General features: G+C 43.2%; 20 protein-coding genes. 10 read left to right on the top strand and 10 right to left on the bottom strand.

Annotated elements, in window-relative coordinates; genetic code table 11:
- Window positions 1-2 precede the first annotated feature (2 nt).
- From AACT19_RS12100 to AACT19_RS12090, 3 genes are all read right to left on the bottom strand, one after another.
- Entirely contained in the window at window positions 3-1,100 is a 1,098-nt protein-coding gene (locus AACT19_RS12100; protein WP_017086836.1) for an amino acid ABC transporter permease, read from the bottom strand.
- 1 nt (window position 1,101) lies between these two features.
- Complete coding sequence (locus AACT19_RS12095) at window positions 1,102-2,307, bottom strand: amino acid ABC transporter permease (protein ID WP_004733635.1); 1,206 nt, start codon at window positions 2,305-2,307, stop codon at window positions 1,102-1,104.
- A 71-nt stretch (window positions 2,308-2,378) separates the two neighbouring features.
- Window positions 2,379-3,407 carry an amino acid ABC transporter substrate-binding protein gene (locus tag AACT19_RS12090; protein WP_004733634.1) on the bottom strand — a complete coding sequence of 343 codons (1,029 nt, stop codon included), beginning with the start codon at window positions 3,405-3,407 and terminating at the stop codon, window positions 2,379-2,381.
- Between the two features lie 481 nt (window positions 3,408-3,888).
- On the opposite strand from AACT19_RS12090, the gene AACT19_RS12085 reads away from it, so the two are divergent.
- The gene (locus tag AACT19_RS12085) at window positions 3,889-4,830 is read left to right on the top strand and encodes a precorrin-2 dehydrogenase/sirohydrochlorin ferrochelatase family protein (RefSeq protein WP_017082223.1); all 942 of its coding nucleotides are present in this window, start codon (window positions 3,889-3,891) and stop codon (window positions 4,828-4,830) included.
- Between the two features lie 181 nt (window positions 4,831-5,011).
- On the opposite strand, the gene AACT19_RS12080 is transcribed toward AACT19_RS12085, so the two are convergent.
- Entirely contained in the window at window positions 5,012-5,494 is a 483-nt protein-coding gene (locus tag AACT19_RS12080) for a YajQ family cyclic di-GMP-binding protein (RefSeq protein ID WP_004733632.1), read from the bottom strand.
- A 12-nt stretch (window positions 5,495-5,506) separates the two neighbouring features.
- Window positions 5,507-6,565: a 3-deoxy-7-phosphoheptulonate synthase gene (locus AACT19_RS12075; RefSeq protein WP_017077204.1), complete on the bottom strand. Its 1,059-nt coding sequence runs from the start codon at window positions 6,563-6,565 to the stop codon at window positions 5,507-5,509.
- Window positions 6,566-6,772: 207 nt separating this feature from the next.
- Between AACT19_RS12075 and AACT19_RS12070 the strand changes: the two genes are divergently transcribed.
- Window positions 6,773-7,660 carry a putative PEP-binding protein gene (locus AACT19_RS12070; protein ID WP_076646468.1) on the top strand — a complete coding sequence of 296 codons (888 nt, stop codon included), beginning with the start codon at window positions 6,773-6,775 and terminating at the stop codon, window positions 7,658-7,660.
- Window positions 7,661-7,836: 176 nt separating this feature from the next.
- A complete protein-coding gene (locus AACT19_RS12065; RefSeq protein WP_017082222.1) occupies window positions 7,837-8,322 on the top strand; it encodes a PaaI family thioesterase in 486 nt (161 codons plus the stop codon).
- Between the two features lie 135 nt (window positions 8,323-8,457).
- On the opposite strand, the gene AACT19_RS12060 is transcribed toward AACT19_RS12065, so the two are convergent.
- Window positions 8,458-9,813 (bottom strand): hypothetical protein, encoded by a 1,356-nt coding sequence (locus tag AACT19_RS12060; RefSeq protein WP_004733628.1) that lies wholly within the window; start codon window positions 9,811-9,813, stop codon window positions 8,458-8,460.
- Window positions 9,814-9,841: 28 nt separating this feature from the next.
- On the opposite strand from AACT19_RS12060, the gene AACT19_RS12055 reads away from it, so the two are divergent.
- Window positions 9,842-10,750: a CvfB family protein gene (locus AACT19_RS12055; RefSeq protein WP_004733627.1), complete on the top strand. Its 909-nt coding sequence runs from the start codon at window positions 9,842-9,844 to the stop codon at window positions 10,748-10,750.
- 305 nt (window positions 10,751-11,055) lie between these two features.
- On the opposite strand, the gene rsmF is transcribed toward AACT19_RS12055, so the two are convergent.
- From rsmF to AACT19_RS12035, 4 genes are all read right to left on the bottom strand, one after another.
- Window positions 11,056-12,477, bottom strand: a complete 1,422-nt coding sequence (gene rsmF / locus AACT19_RS12050; RefSeq protein ID WP_076646466.1) for a 16S rRNA (cytosine(1407)-C(5))-methyltransferase RsmF — start codon at window positions 12,475-12,477, stop codon at window positions 11,056-11,058.
- A 169-nt stretch (window positions 12,478-12,646) separates the two neighbouring features.
- Window positions 12,647-15,304, bottom strand: a complete 2,658-nt coding sequence (locus AACT19_RS12045; protein WP_076646464.1) for an MlaD family protein — start codon at window positions 15,302-15,304, stop codon at window positions 12,647-12,649.
- Window positions 15,291-16,646: a paraquat-inducible protein A gene (locus AACT19_RS12040; RefSeq protein ID WP_076646462.1), complete on the bottom strand. Its 1,356-nt coding sequence runs from the start codon at window positions 16,644-16,646 to the stop codon at window positions 15,291-15,293. Before AACT19_RS12040 ends, AACT19_RS12045 begins: the two co-directional genes overlap by 14 nt.
- A 78-nt stretch (window positions 16,647-16,724) precedes the next feature.
- Window positions 16,725-18,521, bottom strand: a complete 1,797-nt coding sequence (locus AACT19_RS12035; protein WP_017082219.1) for an ABC transporter ATP-binding protein — start codon at window positions 18,519-18,521, stop codon at window positions 16,725-16,727.
- A gap of 89 nt (window positions 18,522-18,610) precedes the next feature.
- Between AACT19_RS12035 and AACT19_RS12030 the strand changes: the two genes are divergently transcribed.
- The 6 genes from AACT19_RS12030 to AACT19_RS12005 all read left to right on the top strand — a co-directional run bounded on the left by AACT19_RS12030 (window position 18,611) and on the right by AACT19_RS12005 (window position 26,057).
- On the top strand, window positions 18,611-19,102 hold the full coding sequence (locus AACT19_RS12030) for a GAF domain-containing protein (RefSeq protein WP_017077212.1): 492 nt from the start codon (window positions 18,611-18,613) through the stop codon (window positions 19,100-19,102).
- A 97-nt stretch (window positions 19,103-19,199) separates the two neighbouring features.
- Entirely contained in the window at window positions 19,200-19,823 is a 624-nt protein-coding gene (proQ, locus tag AACT19_RS12025; protein ID WP_004733641.1) for an RNA chaperone ProQ, read from the top strand.
- A gap of 17 nt (window positions 19,824-19,840) precedes the next feature.
- Complete coding sequence (prc, locus tag AACT19_RS12020) at window positions 19,841-21,835, top strand: carboxy terminal-processing peptidase (protein WP_076646460.1); 1,995 nt, start codon at window positions 19,841-19,843, stop codon at window positions 21,833-21,835.
- Between the two features lie 275 nt (window positions 21,836-22,110).
- Window positions 22,111-22,794: a hypothetical protein gene (locus AACT19_RS12015; protein WP_004733643.1), complete on the top strand. Its 684-nt coding sequence runs from the start codon at window positions 22,111-22,113 to the stop codon at window positions 22,792-22,794.
- Between the two features lie 218 nt (window positions 22,795-23,012).
- Entirely contained in the window at window positions 23,013-25,619 is a 2,607-nt protein-coding gene (pepN, locus tag AACT19_RS12010) for an aminopeptidase N (protein ID WP_076646458.1), read from the top strand.
- Window positions 25,620-25,838: 219 nt separating this feature from the next.
- A complete protein-coding gene (locus AACT19_RS12005; RefSeq protein ID WP_004733645.1) occupies window positions 25,839-26,057 on the top strand; it encodes a DUF2835 domain-containing protein in 219 nt (72 codons plus the stop codon).
- Window positions 26,058-26,230 lie beyond the last annotated feature (173 nt).

Here is a 26,230-nt window from a genome sequence, read left to right as displayed (position 1 = left end):
AATTATCGTTTGTGACCGGTGTGAAGTTTGTTTTCTAGCCAAATCGAGTATCTCGACATGCCAAAACAAAACACCCAGAACACTAACGCGACAAATACATAACTTTCTGTTGAAAACCCAAGCCATTCAGGATCGGTATTCGCGGCTTGGCCAATTCCCAATACATCAAACATACCGATAATTAAAACCAGACTGGTATCTTTGAACAAACCAATAAAGGTATTCACAATTGAAGGAATCGTGATTTTAAGAGCTTGAGGTAGAATGATAAGCCCTGTTTTTTTCCAGTAGCTCAACCCTAAAGCATCAGCGGCTTCGTATTGACCTTTTGGTATTGCTTGCAAACCACCGCGGATTACCTCTGCCATATAAGCCGCACTAAATAGTACTACCCCAACCAACGCTCTGATCAGTTTATCGGTTTCCATCCCTTCTGATAAAAAGAGCGGAAGCATTACCGAGGCCATAAATAGAACCGTAATCAGCGGTACACCACGCCAAATTTCGATGTAAACGGTACACATACTGCGGATGATAGGCATCTCTGAACGACGCCCAAGTGCCAGTGCAACGCCAATAGGAAGTGACACTACAATACCAACAAGTGCGATGATCAGCGTAACCAGTAGACCGCCCCATTTATGGGTATCAACAACCTCTAGTCCAAATACACCACCGTATAGTAAGCCAGCAATGATAAACGGGTAGATGTTTACGAAGAACAACCAAATCCACGTGCGCTTAGGTGTTTTTTCGTAAGCTAACAAAACGACAAAAATAGCTAACGTTGCGTAGAAAAGGCGAGGGCGCCACAGTTCAGCTTCTGGATAAAAGCCGTACATGAATTGGTCCCAACGAACACTAATGAAAACCCAACAAGCACCGTCGCTAGTACAGGCATCGCGTGTTGTTCCAATCCAATCAGCATTAATGAATGCCCAATCTGCTATTGCCCACAATAAAGTGAAAGCAAAATAACCAAGGATCACAGTGACGACACTGTTAATTGGTCCATTAAATAGATTTTTTCTTAACCAACCGACAGGTCCAACAGTATTCGCTGGAGGCGGAAGATCAGGTTGAAATTGATGTGTACTCATCTTATCTCTCCACCAACGCTACTTTGCGGTTGTATATGTTCATTAGAGCGGATGTTAATAGGCTTAGAGTCAGGTAGACGCCCATTGTCATCGCGATTACTTCGATAGCTTGTCCAGTTTGGTTCAATGTTGTTCCTGCAAATACAGACACAAGATCGGGATAACCAATGGCCATCGCAAGTGATGAGTTTTTGGTCAGATTCAAATACTGACTGGTTAATGGTGGAATGATAATTCTTAATGCTTGTGGAATAATCACCAACTTGAGGGTTCGTGTTCTAGGGAGACCTAGAGACATCGCAGCCTCTGTTTGCCCATGGTTTACCGCGTTAATACCTGAACGCACAATCTCGGCGATGAACGCTGCTGTGTAGATACTTAAAGCAAGCATCAACGCTGCTAGTTCAGGGATGATGCTAATACCGCCTTTGAAGTTAAACCCTTTCAAAACTGGGTACTCCGCAGAGATAGGCATACCCATAACAAAGTAAGTTACCAACGGTAAGCCCACAATCAGTGCCGCAGCAATTCGCAACATTGGTGTTTGTTGGCCGGTTAGCTTTTGCTTGTTATTAGCCCAGATGTTGATAACAAAAGTAGCGATGACACCAGTAATCAATGATGCGATCACAATGCTACTGCCTTGCTCTAACACTGGTGCAGGGAAGTACAAACCACGTACGTTCAAGAAAATGGCTTCACCAAGGCTCATACTTTGACGAGCAGAAGGTAAAGCTTGTAGAACGGCGAAATACCAGAAAAAGATTTGCAACAGAAGAGGGATGTTTCGGAATATCTCAATATAGATAGCTGCAAATCGGCTAACTAACCAATTTGAAGAGAGCCTTGCAATACCCATACTAAAGCCCAGTACCGTGGCTAACATGATGCCGAGTACAGAAACCAAAGCGGTATTGAGAAGACCGATAAAGAAGGTACGACCGTATGAGAATGTTTCGTCGTATTCAATCAGTGTTAAGCCGATACCAAAACCAGCTTCTTGAGATAAAAAATCAAAACCAGTGGCGATACCACGGGAATCTAAGTTAGTGAGTGCATTGTTTACAATCGTGTAGAAGAAAGCACAAAGCGCCCCGACGGCGAGAATTTGGAAAACAATTGAGCGAAAAGTGGGGTTGTAAAAAAGGTTGGCACTTTTGGGCTGTGGCTTTGCCTGAGCTGGAGAAATAGTTTCATTAGGTTTCATACTGCTATAACCTCAAATCCATTTAATAAATAGGGCGGAAAAGTCCGCCCTAATTGATGCTTGTAAATTTATTAACGGATTGGTGGAGCGTACATAAAGCCGCCCGCATTCCATAGTGCGTTTACGCCACGAGAGATCTGTAGTGGTGAACCTGTACCAACAGTACGTTCGAAGCTCTCACCGTAGTTACCAACTTGTTTAATGACTTGGTAACCCCAATCGTCACGAATACCAAGGCCTTTACCTTTAGGACCGTCTACACCAAGAATACGTTTGATGTTTGGATCTTTTGACTTAAGCATTTCGTCAGCATTCTTAGAAGAGATACCGTACTCTTCCGCGTTAATCATTGCTGAAAGTGTCCATTTAGCAACGTTGAACCACTTGTCATCATCTTGACGAACAACAGGGCCTAGTGGCTCTTTAGAGATGATTTCAGGAAGTACCTGTGCAGATTTAGGATCAGCTAAGTTTAGGCGAAGCGCGTATAGACCAGATTGGTCAGTCGTTAGCACATCACAACGACCCGCGTCGAAGCCTTTAGATGTTTGTGCTGCCGTATCGAATACCACTGGCTTGTAAGACATGCCACTGTTACGGAAGTAATCGGCTAGATTGAGCTCAGTCGTTGTACCTGATTGAACACATACAGAAGCGCCATCAAGTTCTTGAGCACTTGTAAGACCGAGTTCTTTCTTAACCATGAAGCCTTGACCATCGTAATAGTTAACGCCTACGAAGTTCAGACCTAGAGCAGTGTCACGATGTAGTGTCCATGTTGTGTTACGAGATAGTACGTCGATTTCGCCAGATTGAAGCGCGGTAAAACGTTCTTTAGCAGTAAGAGGTACATACTTAACTTTAGTTTTGTCACCGAGTACAGCCGCTGCAAGAGCTTGACAATACTCAACATCAATTCCTTCCCATTCACCTTTTGAGTTAGGGTTAGAGAACCCTGGAAGACCGGTACTTACACCACAAGTTAGAAAGCCTTGAGATGTGACTTTGTCCAGAGTGCTTTCTGCCGCTGATGCTGATGTTGCCATCATCGCAGTTGATGCAGCTACTACTGAAGCAAGAAGTGTTAGTTTATTTGTCATTTGTATCCTTCCTTGTTAACCAGGTGACACCTGATACTCGTGCTCATTTGAGTTTTTCTATATGTGTTGCGTTTTCTATGACCTTGTTACTCAAATCAAACTGGTTGCATTTTGCAAATGAAACTGTGTGCGATTTAAACAACTATTTATAAGGTTAGGAAAGGATCCGTACTTTCACAAATGTATAATTTAAAAAGAATTTTGAATGAAATCACAAATCCGAACACAATTAGAATGACCAAATGTTAACTTAATGTAAATAGTGCAGCGCTTCACACTGTTGGTGCAACGAGATTTAGATTTTTATATTGACAATTGACTAGGTTAATATTCTGAATCGATGTCACAATGATGAAACATTAAACTTCAGAAAGATTGAAATTTGGTGAATAAATATTTTTATTGCACTTGGATAGTTATTAATATGCTCCAAATTTGGTAGCATGGCTGAATAGTTATTGAAGTCACCTCAAGGAAGAACATGCGTTATTTCCCAATGTTTTTAGATGTAGAAAATAAGCCGATCTTAGTGGTGGGTGGGGGTGAGGTTGCTTGCCGAAAAGTCGATAGCTTGTTAAGAGCTGGGGCGGATGTCACGTTAGTGTCCCCAAAGGTAGAGCCTTACTTAAAGCAGCTTGTCGATGATAATAAATTACATTGGATTCAAAATTTTTACTCTTCACAACTTATCTCGAAAAACTACTTACAAGTGTGGGCAACAACGGACAACCCAAACCTAAATCATCAAGTACATAATGATGCAAAAAAAATGGGTATTCTTGTCAATGTGGTCGATGACTTACCCTATTGTGACTTCATCACTCCCTCAATGATAAATCGTGGAAGAATCCAAATTGCGATCTCAAGTGGGGGCGCATCACCTGTTTTGGTGAGAAATATTAGAGAAAAACTCGAAACGGTATTGCCACAAAACATAGGTTTGATTGCGGACTTTGGTGCATCAAAACGCAATTCGATTAAGGAGTCCTTTCCTACTGTTGATGAACGCCGCAAATTCTGGGAACGCTTTTTGTCATCCAGTTTTATCAATCAAGTGACGGATAGGGAGCAACTTGAATCGTATTATCAACAGTCGCTGACTGAGCAAGTTGATAGTGAAGGTCAGGTAACTTGGATCGAATTTGAGCAAGACGTTGAGTTATTGCCTATGAAGGCCCTACGTTTGATGCAAGAAGCAGAGTTAGTGCTTTCACCGAGCGATTGTCCATTTGAATTTGTTGACCTGTGCCGCCGAGACGCAGAAAGAGAAGGTTATGCTGACAGTGGAGAGCTGTCGACCAAGCTTGAGCAAGCGAGGGCCGAGAAATTGCGAGTGTGTGTCTTTATTCCACCAGCGAGTGTTGAGTTCAATTTACTGGCCGGCAAAGACCTTAAACTGTCTGTTGCCAAAGTGCTCAGTTGAGTTGATAGATTTTAGTTGAAGTGAGCGCTTTCTAGTTGTTTGAAATCGGCTAGAGACGCTGAATAAGACTGACCCGATAAATAAAAAGCCACTTCCTAAAGAAGTGGCTTTTTGTTATTTCGAACACGACATTGTGCTGATGAATGAGCAACCCAAATAAGCGGTCGCTCAAACTCAAAAATTAGTCGCGGAAGTTGTCAAACTGGAAAGGTTGGCCAAGTTCACCGCTGCGAACTAGAGCCATAACAGCTTGTAGATCATCACGCTTCTTACCGGTTACACGAACTTTGTCGCCTTGGATAGAAGCTTGAACCTTAACTTTGTTGTCTTTGATTAGCTTAACGATTTTCTTAGCGACATCCGTTTCGATGCCTTGCTTAAAGATAACCGTTTGGTGCCAAGTGCGACCTGTTTGGTCTGCCGCTTTCGCTTCCATCGCGTTAGGATCAACATTACGCTTTGTTAGGTTGCTACGAAGGATATCGCGCATTTGCTTCAGTTGAAAATCGTCTTGAGCAGTCAATTTTACTGATTCATCTTTGTAATCAAAGCTTGCTTCAACGCCGCGAAAATCGAAACGAGTCGATAGTTCACGGTTTGCGTTGTCTACCGCGTTACGCAGTTCTACTGCTTCTACTTCAGAGATAATGTCAAATGATGGCATTGTGTTGTTTCCTTAAGCTAAGTTTCTATCTTTAATTGCTGTTGCAAGCATATCTAGCATTGTTGCAGTATCTTCCCAGCTTAGGCATGGGTCAGTAATAGACTTGCCGTATTCTAGGTTGTTGATATCTGTCATTGGCTGGTTACCTTCAACAATGAAGCTTTCCGCCATGATGCCTGCAATTTGATTCTTGTTAGATTTGATTTGCTCACAAATGTCTTGTGCAACTTCTAACTGTTTACGGTGTTGTTTCTGACAGTTAGCGTGGCTAAAGTCTACAACCAAACGTTGAGGTAGATCGAATTCAGCCAGTTGCTTACATGCGTTATCTACAGATTCAGCATCAAAGTTAGGGCCTTTATCACCACCACGTAGAATTACGTGACCGTATGGGTTGCCAGAAGTACGGTAAACCGTCATACGGCCGTTCTTATCTGGCGAGTAGAAGTAATGTGAAGCATGCGCAGCACGAATCGCATCAATAGCAATTTTGATGTTGCCGTTAGTTGCGTTCTTGAAACCAACTGGGCAAGACAGTGCAGAAGCCATTTCACGGTGAATCTGAGATTCAGTCGTACGAGCGCCAATTGCGCCCCAAGTGATAAGGTCTGCAATGTACTGACCGGTGATCATATCAAGGAATTCAGTCGCGGTAGCTAGGCCAAGCTTGTTGATATCTAGTAGAAGCTTACGAGCTTTGTTCAAGCCTGTTTCAAGTGCGTATGACCCATCAAGGTTAGGATCGGTAATCAAACCCTTCCAACCTACAACAGTACGAGGTTTCTCGAAGTAGGTTCTCATTACAACGAACAGTTCATCTTTGTACTGGTCTTGAATCTGACTTAGACGCTCAGCGTAATCAAGTGCCGCTTCTGTATCGTGAACAGAGCAAGGGCCTACGATAACTAACAGGCGGTTATCACGACCCGTTAGAATATCTTCGATTTGGCGGCGAGAATTTTTAATGCGCTCAGCAACGTCGTCAGTAATAGGATGTGCATTGCCTAGTTCGGCAGGAGTTGGCATAGGACCCAGAGCTTGGGTTCTCAACTCATCAGTTTTTAATGGCATGTGATGGCTTTTTTATTCTATTGCGAAGTGGTTAAGATAACGGAATTGAACAGAGGAATAAACTCTCTTAAGTCAAAGTTATCTCTGTTATTGCTAATATTCTTATTTTTATCAGCAGGCCAGCGCCAAATAAGGGATTTTCACTTGTATTAACAGGCAGCTATCGGTATTTTCGTTTGAACACAACATAAAAATGCTGGAGCAGCAATGACTCAAGAAAATGAAAGCACTTTGCACCCAGAACTGGTCTTAGGTGATGTGCTGCCTTCTTACAACGATAATAATAATTCTAACCACTTATACGTTTCATTATCTGAATTGGTTATGGATCGTATCTTCTATCACCCAAGTATTGAAAGTCACTTAGATACACTGACTGATATCGAAAAAACCTCTTTAGATGCGATCCTTGGCGATAAAACAGTCGATGAGCATTTTGTTTCGACCTTAGTGATTGCCATCCAAGCTGCCGTTCAGCCAAATCATACTTCTGTTCGTATCGCGTTAAGTAGTGCTGACAGCTATGGCTTCCGTTCGCTACTTGGTGGTAGCTGTGAAGCCGAAGAGATAAACCCGGCACTAGGTGTTCGTGGGGTTGCTCGTTATGCAACATCAGAGTACAGCAAAGCATTCGCTTTAGAGTGTCAGGTAATTAAAGCATTGCGAGAGCAGGGTATTAACGTTGAAGTGGTTGTACCGTATGTACGAGCATTAAGCGATGCCGCTAAGATTATTGATTTGCTTGCAGAGCAAGGCTTACCGCGAGGCCTTAATGGTTTGAAAGTACTGTTCTCGTGCGATGTGCCGTCTGCAGTACTACTGAGCGAAAGATTGCTGCATTACTTTGATGGTGTTGTAGTGAACGTTGATAGCTTAGCGTCTTTCACTTTAGGTGTAGACAAGCACAATGAAGCTCAGCAACATGCTTTTGATCCACAAAACGAGGCGGTTATTACCTTGTTGAGTATGATTGTTAAAGCAACGCTGAACGCGAAGAAGCCCGTCCTGCTTGTGACTCAAGGCTTGGTGGACTACCCGCGTCTACAAGGCTTTATTGCTGATCTTGACGGTGTTGAGACAGTCGTTACTGCATAGACCAGCTTATTGTCTAAATAAATCAGCTTGCTGTATGACTTTATTTAAAGCAATAAAGCTTTGAGAATGAAAGAGATATCATTATGCGATGATATCTCTTTTTTGTAACATTTTTTTGACATATCGAGCGCTAATCGATTAACTGGTCTGATGACTTATTTGACTAGGTAACTCGAATGTTGACCCCTCTACAAAAAGCAAATTTCTACTTGAGCATGTTTGGCTTTTTCAAAGTGCCTCTGATCTGGCTATGCCGACCAAAACTGCTCGCGCTGGATAATCAACATGTTGAAGTGAAAATTCCTCTCAAAAGACGAACTAAGAACCACCTCAATAGCATGTACTTTGGTGTGTTAGCAGTAGGTGCTGATGTGGCGGGGGGCTTTCTTGCAATGAGTAAATCTCAGCAGCAAGGCGAAAAGATCTCGCTGGCATTTAAAGAGGTGACTGGTAACTTCTTGAAGCGCCCAGAAGGTGACGTACATTTCACTTGTAACGATGGTGAGCTGATCAACACTATGCTGGCTGAAACTATGTCTACTGGCGAGCGTGTGAATCAACCCGTGACCATAATCGCGACTTGTCCGTCTTTGCATGGCGATGAACCAATGGCGGAGTTCACGCTAACGCTTTCGATTAAGAAAGTTCCTTCTAGAAAATAGCTCGGAAGTATAAGGTTGGTCGGAATCTGAATCTAGATCTGAAGATCATAGTTCAACTGAAGGCATTCGTAGAACAAGTGGAAGGGCGGTATGTGAATTGAATATCCACATACCGTGCCGCACACCGTAGCAAAGTTAAGATTCTTGAGTGATTTGCTCGATATCAACGATCTTTGAACGGTTCATTACGATTTTCCAACGGTAATAGGTCGGTTCAGTATCGTGATTGTTCTCTTTAATAATCAGGTTGAGCAGGTGACGCTTTTCGACAGACTCACGGCTTACTTGCCCTTCATTCAGGCGATATACGTTATTTGACCCCTTGTCCATCAAGCGTGTTAGCGCTCTCAGGCTGATCGATAACGTTTCACGAGTCTCTTCGTAACCACTCATAAATGTTGACGTCGACATCTCGGTATGTGAACGATAGTGCAAGACTTGCTCTTCACGCTGAACGACACGTTTCTTGCGTATTGATTGAATACGGTCAGCTAACTTGGAAAAGTTCGCATAGTCCAACCATTCAAGCTTGTGGCCGACAGATTTATTGGTTGTTGGGTCAAAGTAGCGACGCTTCCACTTGGGTTTGCCTTTACGAAGCCAACGCCAAAGGATGTCTCTCAAGTCATCTTTAAATATTTCACGCAGTGCGTAGATAAATGACATCGACACGATGAAAGAAGCGGTAATCTCTCCTAGAAAATCACGAGCCAATATGACTGTTGTCGTCACGACCACCATGACTAAGCCTGTCGCAATACCTTTAACGGCACGCTTAACGTTTTTACCCATGGAGGTGGTCTTCTCCTTGAGTACGATAGGGTGCTCTATCAAACGTCGCAGCAGTCGCATCTTGTTACTCAGGCGCGTTACGTCTTCACGAACCTTGGCTGAGTTATAGCGATTAAGTTTACGATGGGCAGTCTCTTTGTCACACAACGTCAAGAGTCGCTCTTTTATCGTCGAGTATTCACTGCCACGCGGCATATGAGAGACCAGAGATAAGAACTTTTGCTCTGTGTACCAAGAAAGATAGTTATCAATGTTTGCGTAGTAGCGTTTGAGGTTTTCTTCATAAGGAATACTTCGGCGAAGCTTCTTCAAGATGTCTAACGCGAGCTCAATGACTTCATCAACCTCATCAGCTGTTACGTCGTCACTATCAGTCTTATTTAAACTGCTCACGGCTTTATCTAAAGCAATAACATATTGATATGCGAACAAACTCAAACTCACACGATACTGTGTCGTTGATAAGCGTCCACGTTTTGCCAAGCGACTGTGTACCAAAGGTAACAGGGTCTTGTCACTGTAGTAGGCGCGCTTTTGAGTAATTGAGCTGTAGAAAAAGGCACTTTCAGAAAGTACTTCGGGAGTGAGTCCGAGTTCACCGGGAATGAATAGATAAACGTCCATGTCGAGCTTTTTGGTCTTCGCCATTGCATGGTTAATTTTGAGTGTTATCGCATCTTGTTTATCAACGGTGATCAACGATGTCTCCTAGAATGTAAAAATATGAATGAAACTAGCGAAAGCATATCAGAGATCACGTATAATCACCGCCAAATTTAAAGTAGAGAAAATCTTGATGATTAATATTGGTCAAATAAACAACTTAGAAGTAGTAAAGCAAGCCGACTTCGGTGTATTCCTTGACGCTAGCGACTATGGAACCGTGTTGCTGCCAAAACGATTTACTCCTGAAGGTGTTGAAATTGGTCAAAAACTGGATGTTTTCTTATACATTGATTCTGACAACCAGATCGCTGCAACGACTGAAAAACCAATTGCTCAAGTGGGGCAGTTTGGCTTGATGACGGTTGAAGGCGTAAACAGCACCGGTGCATTCATGAGCTGGGGCGTGAAAGGTAAAGATCTTCTTGTTCCTTTCAGCGAGCAACGTGGCCGTTTAAACGAAGGTCAGTCAATCTTAGTATATGTGTATATCGATAAAGCATCTAGCCGCATTGTAGGTACAACAAAGTTCAACAAGTGGTTAGACAATACGCCTGCGACTTATAAGCAAAACGAGCAAGTGGATCTCATTATCGCTGAGCGCAGCCAGTTAGGTTACAAAGCGATCGTGAACGGTGAGCATTGGGGCATGATTTTCCCATCAGACATCATCGGTAAGCTGTTCATAGGTAAAGCGCTAAAAGGCTACATTAAAAACGTTCGTGAAGAAGACGGTAAGATTGACTTGTCTCTTCAGAAAATTGGTGTGGCTAAAATGGATGACCTAAGCACTAAGGTTCTCGATCTGCTTGAGAAGAAAGGTGGTTACTTACCTTTGAATGATAAATCTTCTCCGGAAGTTATTTTCTCTGCATTCAGAACCAGCAAAGGTACGTTCAAGAAGACAATTGGTGGTTTGTACAAGTCTGGCAAGATCACTATCGACAAAGAAGGCATCAGCCTAGTTAAATAAGCGAGCTTGTCGGTCAAAAAAAAAGCCCAAACCTTCCTGTTTGGGCTTAGGGGAAAGGGCTCCGAAGAGCCTACGCTAATCGTTTTAATTCTTTGACTGTTAGACTGAAGTCTAGTTTAAATTCCCTAATAAGCGATTTTTGTTATTGGAAATAGCGACTTGAATTGATATTTGTGTAATTAAGTATTGATTTTTCAGTGCTTCCCTTGAAATGAACTAGCCGACAAGAATAGAAAAAGCCCAAACAATGAAGGTTGTTTGGGCTTTTTGTTTTTCTCAGTACAGTGAGAGCTTTAATCGAACGACTAGAAAAGGTTTTTGTCGCGTACTAGTTCTCTTGGTAAGCCATTCTTCACTCGGTTACCTACCCATTTACCAAGGCCGATGATTGCGCCGTTGTATTTTACTAGCACTTCGCCTTTGCCTGACAAGCCTTCTGGGCGAACGTCTCGGCCCATGAACCATTCTCGAGCATCTTCGATGTTGAGGTCTACGATGTTAGCTTCATGACCTGTCGCGAGCGTTGTCGCGACTTGGTGTTGCCATCGGTAACCTTTTTTATGGGTTTCAGCGATTTTGATGCCCATGCGAGAGAAACGGAATGCACCGATCATAGGCTCAAGCGCCTCAGGGAATAGCCAAACGTCTTTATCTCGGATCCAAACTTGAGTATCACTTGGTAGTTCGATATCGAGAGCACTAAGCAGTTGTTCAGCGACTTCTTGCTGAGCTTTCTTTGACGCTTTTTCAAATGGGAATTTACCCATGCGTTTTTTAACTTCTGGTGGAGTCACAGACGCTAGTTTACGGATACGTGCAACAAAGAAACCTTCAGAGTCATACACCTGAGGGAAGATGTGAAGAAAGCCTTCTTCAGTCGTCGTTGCTTTTGCGTTGTCGAACAGTGATTCAAGAGATTCAAACTCAACCGCATCACCAAAGGTTTCTTTTAGGTGATGGCACACTTGTTGGTTCTCTTCAGTGCTTAACGTACATGTTGAGTAAACCAAAACACCATTAGGTTTAAGAGCATGGAATGCACTTTCAATCAGGTCTTTTTGCGTGTCGGCAATATCGACTACAGATTGATACGTCCAGTTCTTCATCGCATCAGCGTCTTTACGAATGGTACCTTCGCCAGAGCAGGGTGCATCCAGCAAGACAGCATCAAACTGTTCTGGCAACCAACCACCGAAAACTCGACCATCGAAGTTACTGAGTGCGGCATTACGAACGCCACAACGTTCGATGTTGGCGTGAAGTACTTTCACACGGCTAGCAGCGTATTCATTGGCCACCAACACGCCGCGATTATTCATTAGCGCAGCGATTTGCGTTGTTTTAGATCCGGGTGCAGCAGCAGTATCTAGCACGGCTTGGTAATCAGCTTCGCCTTGGAAAAGAGCCGAAGGTGGCATCATAGAACTGGCTTCTTGGATGTAGAAAAGACCAGACATGTGTTCTGCCGTATTACCTAGAGGCGCTTCACTTTCATCGGCTGTAATCCAAAAACCTGTTTCACACCAAGGTACAGGTTCCAGTTCCCAGCCTTTCTCTTTTGCTCGTATTAGGAAGTCTTCAACACTGATTTTCAGTGTGTTGACTCGAATACTTTTACGAAGTGGTTTTTGGCATGAAGCAATAAAAGAAGCCATATCTAGGTGACTAGGCATGATCGCTTCGATGTGCGTTAGGAATTCTTCAGGAATATATACGTTAGCGTGCAAAAGAGTATCTCGAATTATTGCATTAATGCGGGGAGTTTAAAGCAAAATGAGGTCGTCCTAAACCATATTTACGGCAAACAACAAAAATGCAGCCGAATGGCTGCATTTTGATGAAGAATTAATCTTCGTTAAGCTGTATTAATTTGCATGGAGCTTCTGAGGATTCACTCTATGGGCGAGGAATTGCGGTTCTCCATGACTTCCACTCATCTTCTGCTTGAGGGTATAGGTAGAAAGACTGATCTTCGCTTGCCACAGGCTGAAGTTCACTCGTCGGTGGCGTTGAGAAGGTAATTCCGCCTCTTAATAAACTGTCTACCGTTCCTGCTTTGATGTTTGCACCAGAAAGGCCGATAGAAACATCGACACCCGACACGTTCCAGAACACCGTGTTTGCGCGGATCAGATACGCGTAATCAGGTTCTATTTGAATCGTAGAGATGATGCGGTCAGCAAACTCGCCGAGTTGAACATCGATAACACTACCGATTTCTAGCTCACGGAATAGGATAGGCGTGCCTTCAGACACCGAGCCTCGCGTTTCACTTTGTAGCTGGAATATCTTGCCTTCAGGCTGCACTGGTCCTTTGCTAAGCTTAAATTTCGTACTTCTGTCACCATTGCCCGGATCTACGTTGATGTGCTTAGAGAGAAGCGCAGAGACGTTTTTGATGCCATTAAGGCCGATCTCAGGCTCTGCCAACCAGAAGTGACTGTTCGCCACGGCAATCTTGTCAACGTACTCCGGTAAGATTCGTGCGGTAATTTCAATGCCGCCTTTATTGAAGTTAGGAATCACCAAAGTAACCTCACCAACAGTGACACCTTGGTATTTGATCGCCATACCCTTGCTGACTTCTTGATCGCCAGAAGAGGTAATCGTAATCGCGCGGCCAAATTTTCGAGCGGATTTAGAATCTTTGTACAGCTTCCACACATCACCAAGCTTATTGTCTATACCGGGAAGCGAATCAAAAGCAATACCACCTTGAATTAGCGTTTTAACAGGTGCCGCTTTAATACTAATACCCGATAGCGAAGCATCAATCTCAACGCCTGAGCGGTTCCAGAAAACGGTATGTTTATTGAGTAAGTGCGTGTAACGATTTTCGATCGTGACTTTGATTCTTACACCACCATCAGCAAGCTGAAAATCCGAAATGCTACCCACTTGTAGGTTACGGTAGAGCAGTGGGCTGCCTTTAGATATTGAAGGTAACTCACTAGAAAATAACGAAAGCGTCTTTGAGCCTGACTGATTAAACTTAGCGATTTCTGCTAACGACTTGCTTTGGAAAAGTTGGTAGTCAGTTCGAGCTTCAGGTTTACCTTCACTCACAAAGCTGATCGAGCCAGTAAGAAGCTGTTTTGCCGGTGGAACCGTAACACTTAGACCTGATTCGGTCAGCTCTGCGGTCGCACTGCCTGTCACAAAGAAACGGTTGTGGCTTTTGATTAGGTGCGCATATTCGTTATCGATAAGCGCATCCATAAACACTTCGTGCTTGTCAGAGCCAGTGCCAACACCATCAACTAAGCCAACTTGAATGATAGAGCCAACGGCAATGCCTTTGTAGAGTAGTTGTGTACCGACATCCAATCCGAATGAATTGTTCGATGTTAAGCGAATCGCGACTGACTTTTCTTGTTCCTGACTGAACTCGTTTTTACGAATCGCAGTAAATCGACGCGCTTTTTCACCTTCGCCCGGTACCAAGGTTAAAAAGTTACCTGTCACTAAGTTGGCAATGTTTTTCATACCAGTGAGTGACAGTTCAGCTTCTTCTAAAACGAATTTACTCCCGCTATTTAAAAAATCGCTGAATGCCGGTTGGATAGCGGCAGATGCAACCACGTTTTCGCGACCTTCGCTTAAAGATAAATCAGTGATCTGACCGATTTCAATGCCTCGATACATGATCGGAGCGCCAGTTGCGCTGATCTTGTTGTCATCTGGCACGGCGATCTTGATAGAGATGCCACGACCGGCGGTTTTCAAATCTGGGTAGAGCTTGAACTTGGTGTTCATCTCGACGGGCTGACCTTCTCCGGGAGAGTCAACCGCAATTGAACCACCAAGCAATGCACTTAGGCTCTCTAAACGAACATCAACACCAGAAAATCCGATACTGGCACCTAAACCACTGACATTCCAAAAACGGCTTTGGTCGGTAATGATATGGCTGTATTCATCTTTAATCGACGCTTGGATCGTAACGGACTTCGCGTTGTCGTTTAACTGGTAGTTGTAAACCTCACCAATTGGAATTTTACGATAAACGATTTGAGAGCCAACAGACACACCGCCCAGATCTTTGGTCGTCAGTGAGATATTTAGACCTTCAGAGGCCAATAAATCAGAAGGGGACGATTCTAGAGCTTGGAAAACGGTTTCTGGTTCTTCTTTGGTTTCGCTAGGATGAATAGCAATGTAGTTACCCGAAACAAGCGCGTCTAACCCTGAGATGCCAGACAAACTCGCCGTTGGTTTTACGAGCCAGAAACGTGTGCCCTTTGAAAGTAACTTTTTCGCTTCTGGGTAGATGTCAGCATCGACATAGATACTCGATAAATCTTTGGACAAGGTGATGTCGCGTACCATACCCACCTCTAAGCCTTGGTAACGAATCGTTGTTCGACCTGCGACTAAACCTGCGGCATCTGAGAAGTATATCTGCACACGTTGCCCTGCATCGTGTATCGATTTCATGACCAACCAACCGGCTAAGGCGACGGTTAATATCGGCAGAATCCACAAAGGTGATATGCCTTTGTTTTTCCTTACTTCTGGTGAATATGACGTTTGTGATTGGTTATCGTTGTTCATTCACTGACTCATCTTTAGAGGTGTAGTTATCCCAAATTAGCCTAGGATCTAAGCTTTCCGCTGCCAGCATCGTGAGAACAACAACGACACCAAAAGCGACTGCACCATAACCTGGTGTAAAGTTTAAAATCTGTCCACGGTCGACCAAGGTCATCATGATCGAAATAACGAACAGATCCATCACCGACCATTTTCCCACCCACTTCACAATGAAATAGATGGTCATGCGCTGCCTGTGGTAAACCGCGCGCTTCATCTTGATACAAATTAAGATGTACGTTAGGCCAAGTATTTTCGCAACAGGCACGACGATACTGGCAATAAAAATGATCGCTGCGATGCCATACATGTCGCTATTGATTAGCGAAGCGACACCAGAAATTATCGTGTCTTCTAACCTTTGTCCGTTTGTAATAAGGATAGAAATAGGAATAACGTTGGCTGGTACGATAGCCACTGACGCAGCAAACAATAGAGCCCATGTCTTCTGTATAGAGTAGGGCTTACGGTGATATAAGTCATGGTGACAACGTACGCAAGTATGACCTTCAGGTTGAGAAAGATGGCAGTTGTGGCAGTGTACGTTCTTACTTTCTACAAAAGAGTAATCAGACTCTTGAGCCCAAGCTTCCCAATAGCGACGCACACTGATACGGCTTACCAGTAATACACTGAAAAGCTGCAGTAAAATCAATCCAACTAAACCAGGGCCGACAAAAATATCGGAGTAATCCTGCAGTTTGAAGCATGAGACAGCCAAACTTACCAGAAATACATCCAACATCATCCAATGCTTTAATGTCTGGATGATGGATAACGCATACCTAAATGGCGTGAAAATCTTAAAGCGCAGTGCTGCATGAGTGACGAGTACAGAGGTACAAACGAGTAACGGGGCGATCGAACTACAGAATAGGATGAGTAGGCCTAGTAGAGGGAAGCCTTCACCCATTAAAGTAAAGACACCTGATGGTAACGTCGCAGGTATCATGACGCCAATCAGACGAATACTGATAAATTCAAAAAAGTGTGAGGGGATAAATAGCAATAAGCAGGTAATCGCGATTGCTAGGTTTCCAGACAGGCTAGGTGTACCGCCTCGGTAAAGCTGGGTGCCACACCTTGGACAATATGCGGATTTCCCCAGAGGGATATCCATTTTATCAACAGGGAGTTCGCAGCCTTGACACAGACGTACAGAGCTGCTGTCGCACTGGTGCTCGGTTCTTAACGGAGACTTAGTTGCTAACGGAGACTTAGTTGTCAACGGAGACTCAGTTGACAACTGGTGCTGAGTCGATAAAGAGTTGGTTTCGGATGGGGAGGTCACGCGACCTCCCAAGTTGAAACACTAATCAGACTTTTAAGCTGATTTAAATGCCTAGAACTACACTGATTTAAGTCCCTAGAACAATAAACATCAGGCGTGCGACTGCACACTGCCATAGAGTGTTTGATATAGTCCTTGTTGTTCAACCAATTCACCATGCGTTCCCGTCTGTGTGACTTGCCCATCTTCTAAAACATAGATTAGATCGGCCTGTTTCACCGCTGATAATCGATGAGCCACTATCAAAGTTGTGCGATCTTTCAAAAACTCGCTTAGTGCTTTATGCAGTGCTGACTCTGTTGCTGTATCCAGTGCAGATGTTGCTTCGTCAAGAATAACAAACTTAGGATTACTCAGCACCATGCGGGCGATCGCTAAGCGTTGTCGTTGACCGCCAGACAGTCGAACGCCATTCCTACCAATTTGCGTATCCAAGCCATTACTCAGCTGTTTGATCACATCTTGCATTTGAGAGACTTCAAGCGCCCGCCACAACGACATTTCATCGTATTCAGCACCAAGGGTCAGATTATGCCTTAATGTATCGTTAAAGAGTATAGGTTGTTGTAAAACAACGGCAATTTGACTGCGTATTATGTCAAAGCTGATGTCGTCCGTTGTTTCACCATTAAAGCGTATACAACCAGAGTCGGCTTGATAAACCCCAATTAACAACTGGATCAACGTTGATTTACCACCACCGCTAGCACCCACTAGGGCGACTTTTTTTCCTGCTGGAATGTGTAGCGACAGCCTGTTTAAAACAGTGTTTTCTAATGTGTAAGAGAATGTAACGTCTTCAATGTCGACTGTCACTTCTTTATGGTCATCAAAAGGGTTTACCTTGCTAACAGGGCGATGTTCTTCTTCTAGTTGCAGCAGGTCGTTAATGCGTTGCAGCGCTGCTTTCGCGCTATACCAAGAGAATTGAATCCCTAACAATTCTTGGACAGGGCCTAACATGAACCATAAATAGCCGAATACCGCAAAAATCTGACCTATCGTCAAGTCACTGAACAACACCATTAGCATGGCTACGGCTCGGAACAGTTCGAAACCTAATAAGAACAGTAGAAACGAAACACGGCCGGCAGCTTCCGATTGCCAAGCGTATTTATCAGCATCGATTCTTACTTGGTTTGCTTGAACTTTAAGTTCATCAAGAAAGATACGCTCCTTGTTAGCGGCTCGGAGTTGATAGATGCCATCTAAGGTTTCCACTAAGCGATTCTGAAAACGCTCAAAAGACTGGTTCTCATATTTTTTGAGGTGTTTAACTCGGCTGCCGAGTTTACGAGAAAAATAAATAACAACAGGATTGACCAGTAAGATAAATAGCCCAAGTCGCCACTCTAACCATAGTAGGACGATAGCGGTTCCGAATACCGTTAAGAAACTGATGATAAATTTAGAAAGGGTCGAGCCAATGAACTTATCAATGGTCTCTATGTCTGTAATTAGGTGAGCATTAATACCGCCGCTGCCCTTGGTCTCATATTGTCGGATGCTAATACGACCAAGTTTATCGATCATCTTGCTACGCATCTGGTAGGTGATCGTTTTGGAAACCAAAGTAAATTGGCGACCTTGTAGAATATTCAGCGCTTGGCTGGCCGAGCGCATTAAGATAACCAACAAGAGAGTAAGCGCAATATAACCAGTCGGCGTTTGCAATGAGACTGGAAGTAGATGATTCATCATCTCTAACCCTGAAGCTGGCTTATCAAGCAAAACTTCATCGACCATGAGTGGCATAAGCAGAGGGATAGGGACGCTAATCAGGGTTGCAATAACGGCAACAAAGTTAGCAAACAGTAATTTGGACTTGTGTTTTTTTACTTGAGTTATCAACCAAGAACGGCTAATAGTGTCTTCTGAATTGTTCATTGTAATGAGAATAAGTCCTATTTAGTTTGATGGCCGCATTTTACTGCGTTCTCTTGATAATGGAAGTCTCAATTTAATTGGAAGTTAATATGAAAATAGAACATTACCAACGCTTAACCAAACAAGCCGTTGCATTAATTGAATCTGAAACCGATCTAATTGCAAATCTTGCAAACATTAGTTCATTATTATTCATGGAATTGGATGAACTGAATTGGGCAGGTTTCTATTTAATCAAGCAAGATTTAGCTAAGGAAAAAGACGAACTAGTACTGGGCCCATTCCAAGGTCAACCTGCTTGTGTTCGAATTCCGGTAGGGCGTGGTGTGTGTGGAACTGCGGTTGCGACAAATACAGTTCAGCGTATTCATGATGTGCATGAGTTCGAAGGTCACATCGCTTGTGACGCTGCAAGTAACTCAGAAATCGTTATTCCATTCTCTATCGATGGCAAAGTTGTGGGTGTTCTTGATATCGATAGTCCAAATATTGGTCGTTTTTCTCAAATTGATGAAGACGGATTGACATTTTTTATGGCTGAAGTGGAAAAGGTGCTTAATTCGCACGCGAACAAGGCATAAATTATTCTCTTACTGTGGTTTTTCCCAAGCATCTCTCTATAATACGTAAAAATATTTTCTTAATGCTCGCGGAAAACCGCAAAAACCAGGAACCCACATGGAAAACACTGAAAAGTTAAAAAACAGCAAAGAAGTTATCGCATATATTGCTGAATGTTTCCCTAAATGCTTTACTCTAGAAGGTGAAGCAAAACCACTTAAAATTGGTATTTTTCAAGATCTTGCTGAACGTCTAAATGAAGACGAAAAAGTAAGTAAGACTCAGCTTCGTGCAGCGTTAAGACAGTACACATCATCATGGCGTTACCTGCACGGCGTAAAAGCTGGCGCAGATCGTGTTGACCTAGACGGCAACACGTGTGGCACGTTAGAAGAAGAGCACGTTGAGCACGCTAAAGCTACACTTGCAGAAAGCAAAGCGAAAGTTCAGGCTCGTCGTAAAGAACAAGCACAGAAAGCTCGTGAAGAAGGCAAAGCGAAAGCTAAGGCGAAGAAAGCTCAACAGCCTCGTCGTCAAGCGCCTAAAGCACCGAAAGTAGAAAAGCCTGTAGAAACACGCGCTTTGAACGCTGACGAATTTATCGCTGGCAAAGAAGTAAATGTGAACATGGGTACAGGAAACATGGCTGCGACCATTGTTGAAATCAATAAGGAAGATGTGCGTGTTCAGTTAGCAAACGGCCTACAAATGGTTGTTAAAGCGGAGCACTTGCGCGCTTAAAGGAGATACTCCTACGCATGAAATGCCGTTCAAAATTGACACTGATTGCTGCTAGCTTTTGTCTAGCAGCTTCAGCTCAGGCTCTTGAAGCCAAATTAGATCAGGACGATTTACCTTTACTCGTTCCTGAGGCCCAACACGAAACTGCTAGTAAACGTGTTACTTCTCGATTTACTCGTTCTCACTATAAACACTTCAATCTCAACGATGATTTCTCTCAAGCTATCTTTAATCGTTATTTAGAGATGCTGGATTATAATCGTAATATCTTCACTCAAGCTGATATTGACTCTTTCTCCTCATCATCTGTTCAAATTGATGATCAGCTGAAAGCGGGTAATAACCAGATTGCTTTCGATGTTTATAATCTTTCTATGCAGAAGCGTTTTGAACGTTTTCAGTATGCGCTGTCTTTGCTAGACACTGAGATTAAGTTTGATACCGATGAAAGTATTGAGCTCAATCGCAATGAAGCGGAATGGCCGAAAGATATCGCCGAAGTGAATGAGCTTTGGAGGAAGCGTGTTAAATACGATGCGTTGAACCTAAAACTTACTGGTAAAGAATGGCCAGAGATTCAAGAAGTTTTGGAAAAGCGTTACAACAATGCGATGAAGCGTATCACGCAATCGCATAATGAAGATGCTTTCCAAATCTACATGAACGCATTTGCGCGTGAAGTTGATCCTCACACCAGCTACCTTTCTCCAAGAAATGCAGAGCAATTCCAATCAGAGATGAATCTATCTCTAGAAGGTATTGGTGCTGTACTTCAGATGACTGACGACTACACCGTTATTCGATCTCTCGTTGCTGGTGGCCCTGCGTCAAATAGCAAACAATTGAGCGACGGCGATCGTATTGTTGGTGTCGGTCAAGATGGCGAAGAGATTGTTGATGTTATCGGCTGGCGTTTAGACGATGTAGTGCAATTAATTAAAGGACCGAAAGGGACCAAAGTTAAGCTACAGATCTTGCCAGATGGTAAAGATGCAAAAAGTCACGTTGTCACAATTGTACGCGATAAGATTCGTTTAGAAGACCGCGCTGTTAAATCAGAAGTTATCGAGAAAGATGGCAAGAAGATTGGTGTACTCGAAGTACCAAGCTTCTATGTTGGTCTTTCTAAAGATACAGACAAACTGATCACTGAGCTTAAAGGGCAAGGTGTTGAAGGCATTATTGTTGATCTGAGAAACAACGGTGGTGGTGCACTCACTGAAGCAACTGAACTCTCTGGTTTGTTTATCAAAGAGGGACCCGTTGTTCAGGTGCGTGATAGCTACGGTCGTGTCAAAGTTAACAGTGATACTGATGGCGAAATTAGTTACCAAGGTCCACTAACGGTATTGGTCAATCGCTACAGTGCTTCAGCCTCTGAGATCTTTGCGGCAGCGATGCAAGATTACGGTCGTGCAATCGTTCTTGGCGAAAACTCTTTTGGTAAAGGAACGGTGCAACAACATCGCTCTTTGAATCATATCTATGATTTATTCGATAAAGAGTTGGGCTACGTTCAATACACAATCCAGAAATTCTATCGAATCAATGGTGGCAGTACGCAAAACAAAGGTGTAGTACCTGATATTGCTTACCCAACGCCAATTGATCCTGCTGATACTGGTGAAAGTGTTGAAGATAATGCTCTGCCTTGGGACAGCATTGATAAAGCAAACTACTCAGTGTTACAGCGTAATGATGAGCAAATTGCTGCTTTAACAGCTCAACACCAAGCTCGTATCGCTACTGACATGGAATTCGGCTTTATCGCGCAAGATATTGAAAAATATAAGGCAGATAAAGACGATAACGACCTTTCTTTGAATGAAAAGGTACGTCAGCAAGAGAGCGATGATGCGGATACGCTTCGTCTAGATCGTATCAACCAACGTCAAAAAGCCGCTAAATTAGAGGCATTTAAAACGTTAGATGATATTCCTAAAGACTATGAAGCCCCGGATGCTTATCTTGATGAGTCTGTTGCTATCATGCTGGATATGATCAAGAAATAGAGCAAATACCTGTTAAAAGGTGATTGTTTAAAGATGCACAATTTAAAAAGCGAGCCTAGGCTCGCTTTTTTTGTGTCTATGATTTGACAGGAATACCTGATTGTAACCGTTGAGATTGTCGCAAAGAACATTCAATACTCAGGGTCATTTAGCTCTATTTTGCGTCGAACAATGACATTTAAGTTACTTTGCACTTAAAATTTAGTGACTTGGATCATATTTTTTCGCTTTCTAATCATTACGTGCCTAAGCTTAAAGAAAACGAGGGGGTGCGTATGAAATGGATTCTACTATTTTTATCTTGTTTAAGTTTTGTTGCTTTTGGAAGTGAGGTCGCTTCGAGCGATCAACAATCAAAAAGTGATAGTAATCTATCTCATTTTGACCTTCCTCTGTTGCTTGGTGATTGGTATTTGATGAACCCAGATCCTGAACAAGGCACTGAAAATTTTAGAGCAATTAAGCTGACTCTCGACTCAAACTACTCTTTCTCCATTGATATTCAGAAGAAAGACTACAGTGTCGACCATTGGGAAGGTTTGTATAACGCTAATGAAGACACGATTATTTTGGGATTAAATACTTCTGAGCCTCAGGTTTACGCTTACAGCAGTAATCACAATATGTTGAATCTTAACGGTGTTATGTTCACCAAAGCCTTGCCCAACGCCCTGGCAGGAATATGGTCAAGTGCCGAACTGTCCGGAAGCGATTTGCGTGCCAGTAACATTCAAAAAATGGACTTAGTGCTTCAGCCTGACTTTATCTTCATGTTCCGAGTGTCCGATGAAGAAGGGGGAGAAGTCATTCGTCGCGGAGTGTATTACACCGAAGGCGACCAATTAGTATTGCTGTATGAAAATGGCGAACACGGTACTCGTTACACATTGAACAGTGATGTGTTGACGCTTCAAGGTGAAGAAGGAGACATGTTTGCGGTGCTCAATCGCATTCGTTAAGCACTATATCTCGCCGTAAAGTCGGGCTCGTTGATAATATGGTTCACAGTTCATTTCTTAGCCGTTCCTGTCTGATTTGATTGATAAAATAGCAAAACATGGAGGCATTTTCCTACAATGCCTCCTTTTTTCAATAATCCTCTTGTGTTCTTGGCGCTCAACCTTTAGATATATACAGTTAAAATATAATTACGTATAACGATCAAAAGGAACCCGTCATGGCACATACACCTCAAGCCAAATATCGTAAAGATTATCAATCACCATCTCACACTATTTCTGAAATCGATCTTACTTTCGATTTGTACGATTCGGCATCCATCATTACCGCTGTTTCTAGTGTTAAGCAGGAGAAAGAAAGCTCGACATTAGTACTTGATGGTGAAGGCTTGAAGTTGGTGTCTGTTTTGGTAGAAGGCACGGAGTGGACGCAGTATGAGCAGTCTGAAACTCTACTTACTCTGAATGACCTTCCGAAAGAATTTACGCTAACGATCGTGACTGAAGTCGACCCTGAAGGGAACAGCGCGCTTGAAGGCCTGTACAAATCAGGTGGTGCATTCTGTACTCAATGTGAAGCTGAAGGTTTCCGTCGTATTACTTATTATATGGATCGCCCAGATGTGTTGGCGAAATTCACGACAACAGTCATCGCAGACAAAGCTGAAAACCCATTCTTATTAAGTAATGGTAACCGTGTAGATGAAGGCGAAGCTGAAAACGGTCGTCACTGGGTGAAATGGCAAGACCCACATCCAAAACCTGCTTACCTGTTTGCTTTAGTTGCAGGTGACTTCGATGTACTTCGTGACGCATACACAACACAATCTGGTCGTAATGTTGACCTCGAAATCTTTGTCGACAAAGGCAACCTAGACCGCGCAAACCACGCGATGGTTTCTTTGATTAACTCAATGAAGTGGGACGAAGAGCGTTTCAATCTTGAGTATGACTTAGACATCTACATGATCGTAGCCGTTGATTTCTTCAATATGGGTGCGATGGAAAACAAAGGCCTGAACGTATTCAACTCTAAGTTCGTTTTAGCAAATGACCAAACAGCAACTGATACCGATTACCTAGGTATCGAAGCGGTTATTGGTCACGAATACTTCCATAACTGGACCGGTAACCGAGTGACGTGTCGCGATTGGTTCCAACTAAGCTTGAAAGAAGGTTTAACGGTTTTTCGTGACCAAGAGTTTTCATCTGATCTTGGTTCTCGCGCAGTAAACCGTATCAACAATGTTCGTATTATTCGTGGGCCACAATTCGCTGAAGATGCGAGCCCAATGTCTCACCCAATTCGCCCAGAAAAAGTGATAGAAATGAACAACTTCTACACATTGACGGTGTACGAAAAGGGCAGTGAAGTGATCCGAATGATCCACACATTGTTGGGTGAGGAAGGTTTCCAAAAAGGCATGAAGCTGTACTTTGAACGTCACGATGGCACGGCGGCAACGTGTGAAGACTTCGTCGCGGCAATGGAAGATGCGTCGGGCGTTGATCTGTCTCAGTTCCGTTTATGGTACAGCCAGTCTGGTACGCCGACGCTGTCTGTTAAAAGCCACTACGATGCAGAGAAAAAAGAGTACACGTTAACGACTCGCCAAGTAACAGCGCCAACTCATGAGCAAACCGAAAAGCAAGCTCTGCATATTCCACTAGATATCGAGCTATACACAGCGTCGGGTGATGTGATTGAGTTACAATGTAACGGTCAGCCAGTTCACAATGTATTAGATGTGAAAGAAGCGGAACAAACGTTTGTGTTTGAAAACGTTTCAGATCAACCGATCCCATCGCTACTTCGTGAATTCTCTGCGCCAGTGAAATTGGAATACGATTATTCAGATGAAGAGCTGATCTTCCTGATGGTGAATGCTCGTAATGAGTTCTCTCGTTGGGATGCGGGTCAAATGCTATTGGCTAAGTACATCCGCAGTAACGTTGAGAAGGTTCAACAAGGTCAAGAGTTTGAACTTTCAGCTTCTGTTGTTGATGCATTCCGTGGCGTACTGCTTAGTGATTCTTTAGAGCCAGCGTTTATTGCAGAGATGCTTTCTCTACCAAGTCATAATGAAGTGTCTGGTTGGTATGAGCGTGTCGATATCGATGCTGTTGCATCTGTATTGAAAGCGATGAAAGTGACGCTAGCGAAAGAGCTCGAAGATGAACTTGCTGCGGTTTACCACAGTCACGCATTAACAGAATACACGATTGACCATGATTCAATTGGTAAGCGAACTCTGCGTAAAGTTTGTCTAAGTTACTTGGCTCATACTGAAAAGGGTAATGACTTGGTTGTCGCTATGTACCAGCAAGCAAACAACATGACAGACACAATGGCAGCAATGGGCGCGGCGAACAGTGCACAACTCCCATGTCGTGAAACTTTAATGGCGGATTACAGCGACAAGTGGAAACACGATGGTCTCGTCATGGACAAATGGTTTGCTCTTCAAGGAACGAACCCAAGTTCAAACGCACTTGAGGTGATCAAGGCGTCTATGTCACACCAAGCGTTCAGTTTGAAGAACCCGAACCGTACTCGCAACTTGGTTGGTTCGTTCTTAAACATGAACCCGGTTCAATTCCATGACAAGTCAGGTCAAGGTTATGCGTTTGCTGGCGAGATCCTACGTGAGCTGAACAGCAGCAACCCGCAAGTGGCTTCGCGCTTGATTGACCCGCTGCTTAAGTTCCGTAAGTACGACGATGCCCGCCAAGCTCTTATCAAAAAAGAACTAGAGACGTTAAAGAACATGGACAACCTAGCAAAAGACTTGTTCGAGAAAGTGACGAAAGCACTAGAGGCTTAAGTTCGCGCTCATTCGGGTAACTGATTGCTAATAAGCGGTTTACTAATAAATTGTTTGCTACAACGAAAGGTCATCAGTGGTAGAGAATATCTACCACTGATTTTTTGTTTCTGGTTTATCGAATTTTCGATAAGCTAGAGCAGTTTCAAGCTCAGTTTCACCGTCAGACATCGAAAAGTGCCAAAAAACACCGGCACTGTATATTTATACAGGTATCGTATGAATCGCTATATTTTCCAACTTAACATCTCATATCAGCAGTTTTTGGCCAGCTATTCTGGTGCGGCAAGTAAAGTCCAAGTGATAACGACCACTGGATTACGCCTACAGTTACCTGCAACTCGGTTCAGACCTTTTCTTACACAAATAGGGGTTAGAGGGCAGTTTAGACTGACAACTGACCAAAAAAATAAGTTTATTAAGTTGGAAGCTCTGTAAACCTTGGCGTGCCTAGTGAGTTAAAAGGAATCTTAATCACATAATCAAACATTTCACCTCTTACCACCTCCAAAACAATTAACTATTTCTCAATAATGCTTTTACAATAAATGAATGCATTACCTTTGCTTAACTCGTTAGTAGGAAAGAGCTCAACGGCTCAATTCAAACAC

The sequence above is a fragment of the Vibrio sp. 10N.222.47.A9 genome (assembly GCF_963872585.1).
Lineage (GTDB): Bacteria > Pseudomonadota > Gammaproteobacteria > Enterobacterales > Vibrionaceae > Vibrio > Vibrio splendidus.
Note: the sequence above shows the minus strand (reverse complement) of the source record. Positions and strands in the feature narration are given on the sequence as shown.

What these genes read in the sequence shown, in the direction of transcription:
- AACT19_RS12100 (WP_017086836.1), bottom strand. Translation starts at nt 1,100, where the DNA reads ATGAGTACACATCAATTTCAACCTGATCTTCCGCCTCCAGCGAATACT.
- AACT19_RS12095 (WP_004733635.1), bottom strand. Translation starts at nt 2,307, where the DNA reads ATGAAACCTAATGAAACTATTTCTCCAGCTCAGGCAAAGCCACAGCCC.
- AACT19_RS12090 (WP_004733634.1), bottom strand. Translation starts at nt 3,407, where the DNA reads ATGACAAATAAACTAACACTTCTTGCTTCAGTAGTAGCTGCATCAACT.
- AACT19_RS12085 (WP_017082223.1), top strand. Translation starts at nt 3,889, where the DNA reads ATGCGTTATTTCCCAATGTTTTTAGATGTAGAAAATAAGCCGATCTTA.
- AACT19_RS12080 (WP_004733632.1), bottom strand. Translation starts at nt 5,494, where the DNA reads ATGCCATCATTTGACATTATCTCTGAAGTAGAAGCAGTAGAACTGCGT.
- AACT19_RS12075 (WP_017077204.1), bottom strand. Translation starts at nt 6,565, where the DNA reads ATGCCATTAAAAACTGATGAGTTGAGAACCCAAGCTCTGGGTCCTATG.
- AACT19_RS12070 (WP_076646468.1), top strand. Translation starts at nt 6,773, where the DNA reads ATGACTCAAGAAAATGAAAGCACTTTGCACCCAGAACTGGTCTTAGGT.
- AACT19_RS12065 (WP_017082222.1), top strand. Translation starts at nt 7,837, where the DNA reads ATGTTGACCCCTCTACAAAAAGCAAATTTCTACTTGAGCATGTTTGGC.
- AACT19_RS12055 (WP_004733627.1), top strand. Translation starts at nt 9,842, where the DNA reads ATGAAACTAGCGAAAGCATATCAGAGATCACGTATAATCACCGCCAAA.
- AACT19_RS12045 (WP_076646464.1), bottom strand. Translation starts at nt 15,304, where the DNA reads ATGAACAACGATAACCAATCACAAACGTCATATTCACCAGAAGTAAGG.
- AACT19_RS12035 (WP_017082219.1), bottom strand. Translation starts at nt 18,521, where the DNA reads ATGAACAATTCAGAAGACACTATTAGCCGTTCTTGGTTGATAACTCAA.
- AACT19_RS12030 (WP_017077212.1), top strand. Translation starts at nt 18,611, where the DNA reads ATGAAAATAGAACATTACCAACGCTTAACCAAACAAGCCGTTGCATTA.
- proQ (WP_004733641.1), top strand. Translation starts at nt 19,200, where the DNA reads ATGGAAAACACTGAAAAGTTAAAAAACAGCAAAGAAGTTATCGCATAT.
- prc (WP_076646460.1), top strand. Translation starts at nt 19,841, where the DNA reads ATGAAATGCCGTTCAAAATTGACACTGATTGCTGCTAGCTTTTGTCTA.
- AACT19_RS12015 (WP_004733643.1), top strand. Translation starts at nt 22,111, where the DNA reads ATGAAATGGATTCTACTATTTTTATCTTGTTTAAGTTTTGTTGCTTTT.
- pepN (WP_076646458.1), top strand. Translation starts at nt 23,013, where the DNA reads ATGGCACATACACCTCAAGCCAAATATCGTAAAGATTATCAATCACCA.
- AACT19_RS12005 (WP_004733645.1), top strand. Translation starts at nt 25,839, where the DNA reads ATGAATCGCTATATTTTCCAACTTAACATCTCATATCAGCAGTTTTTG.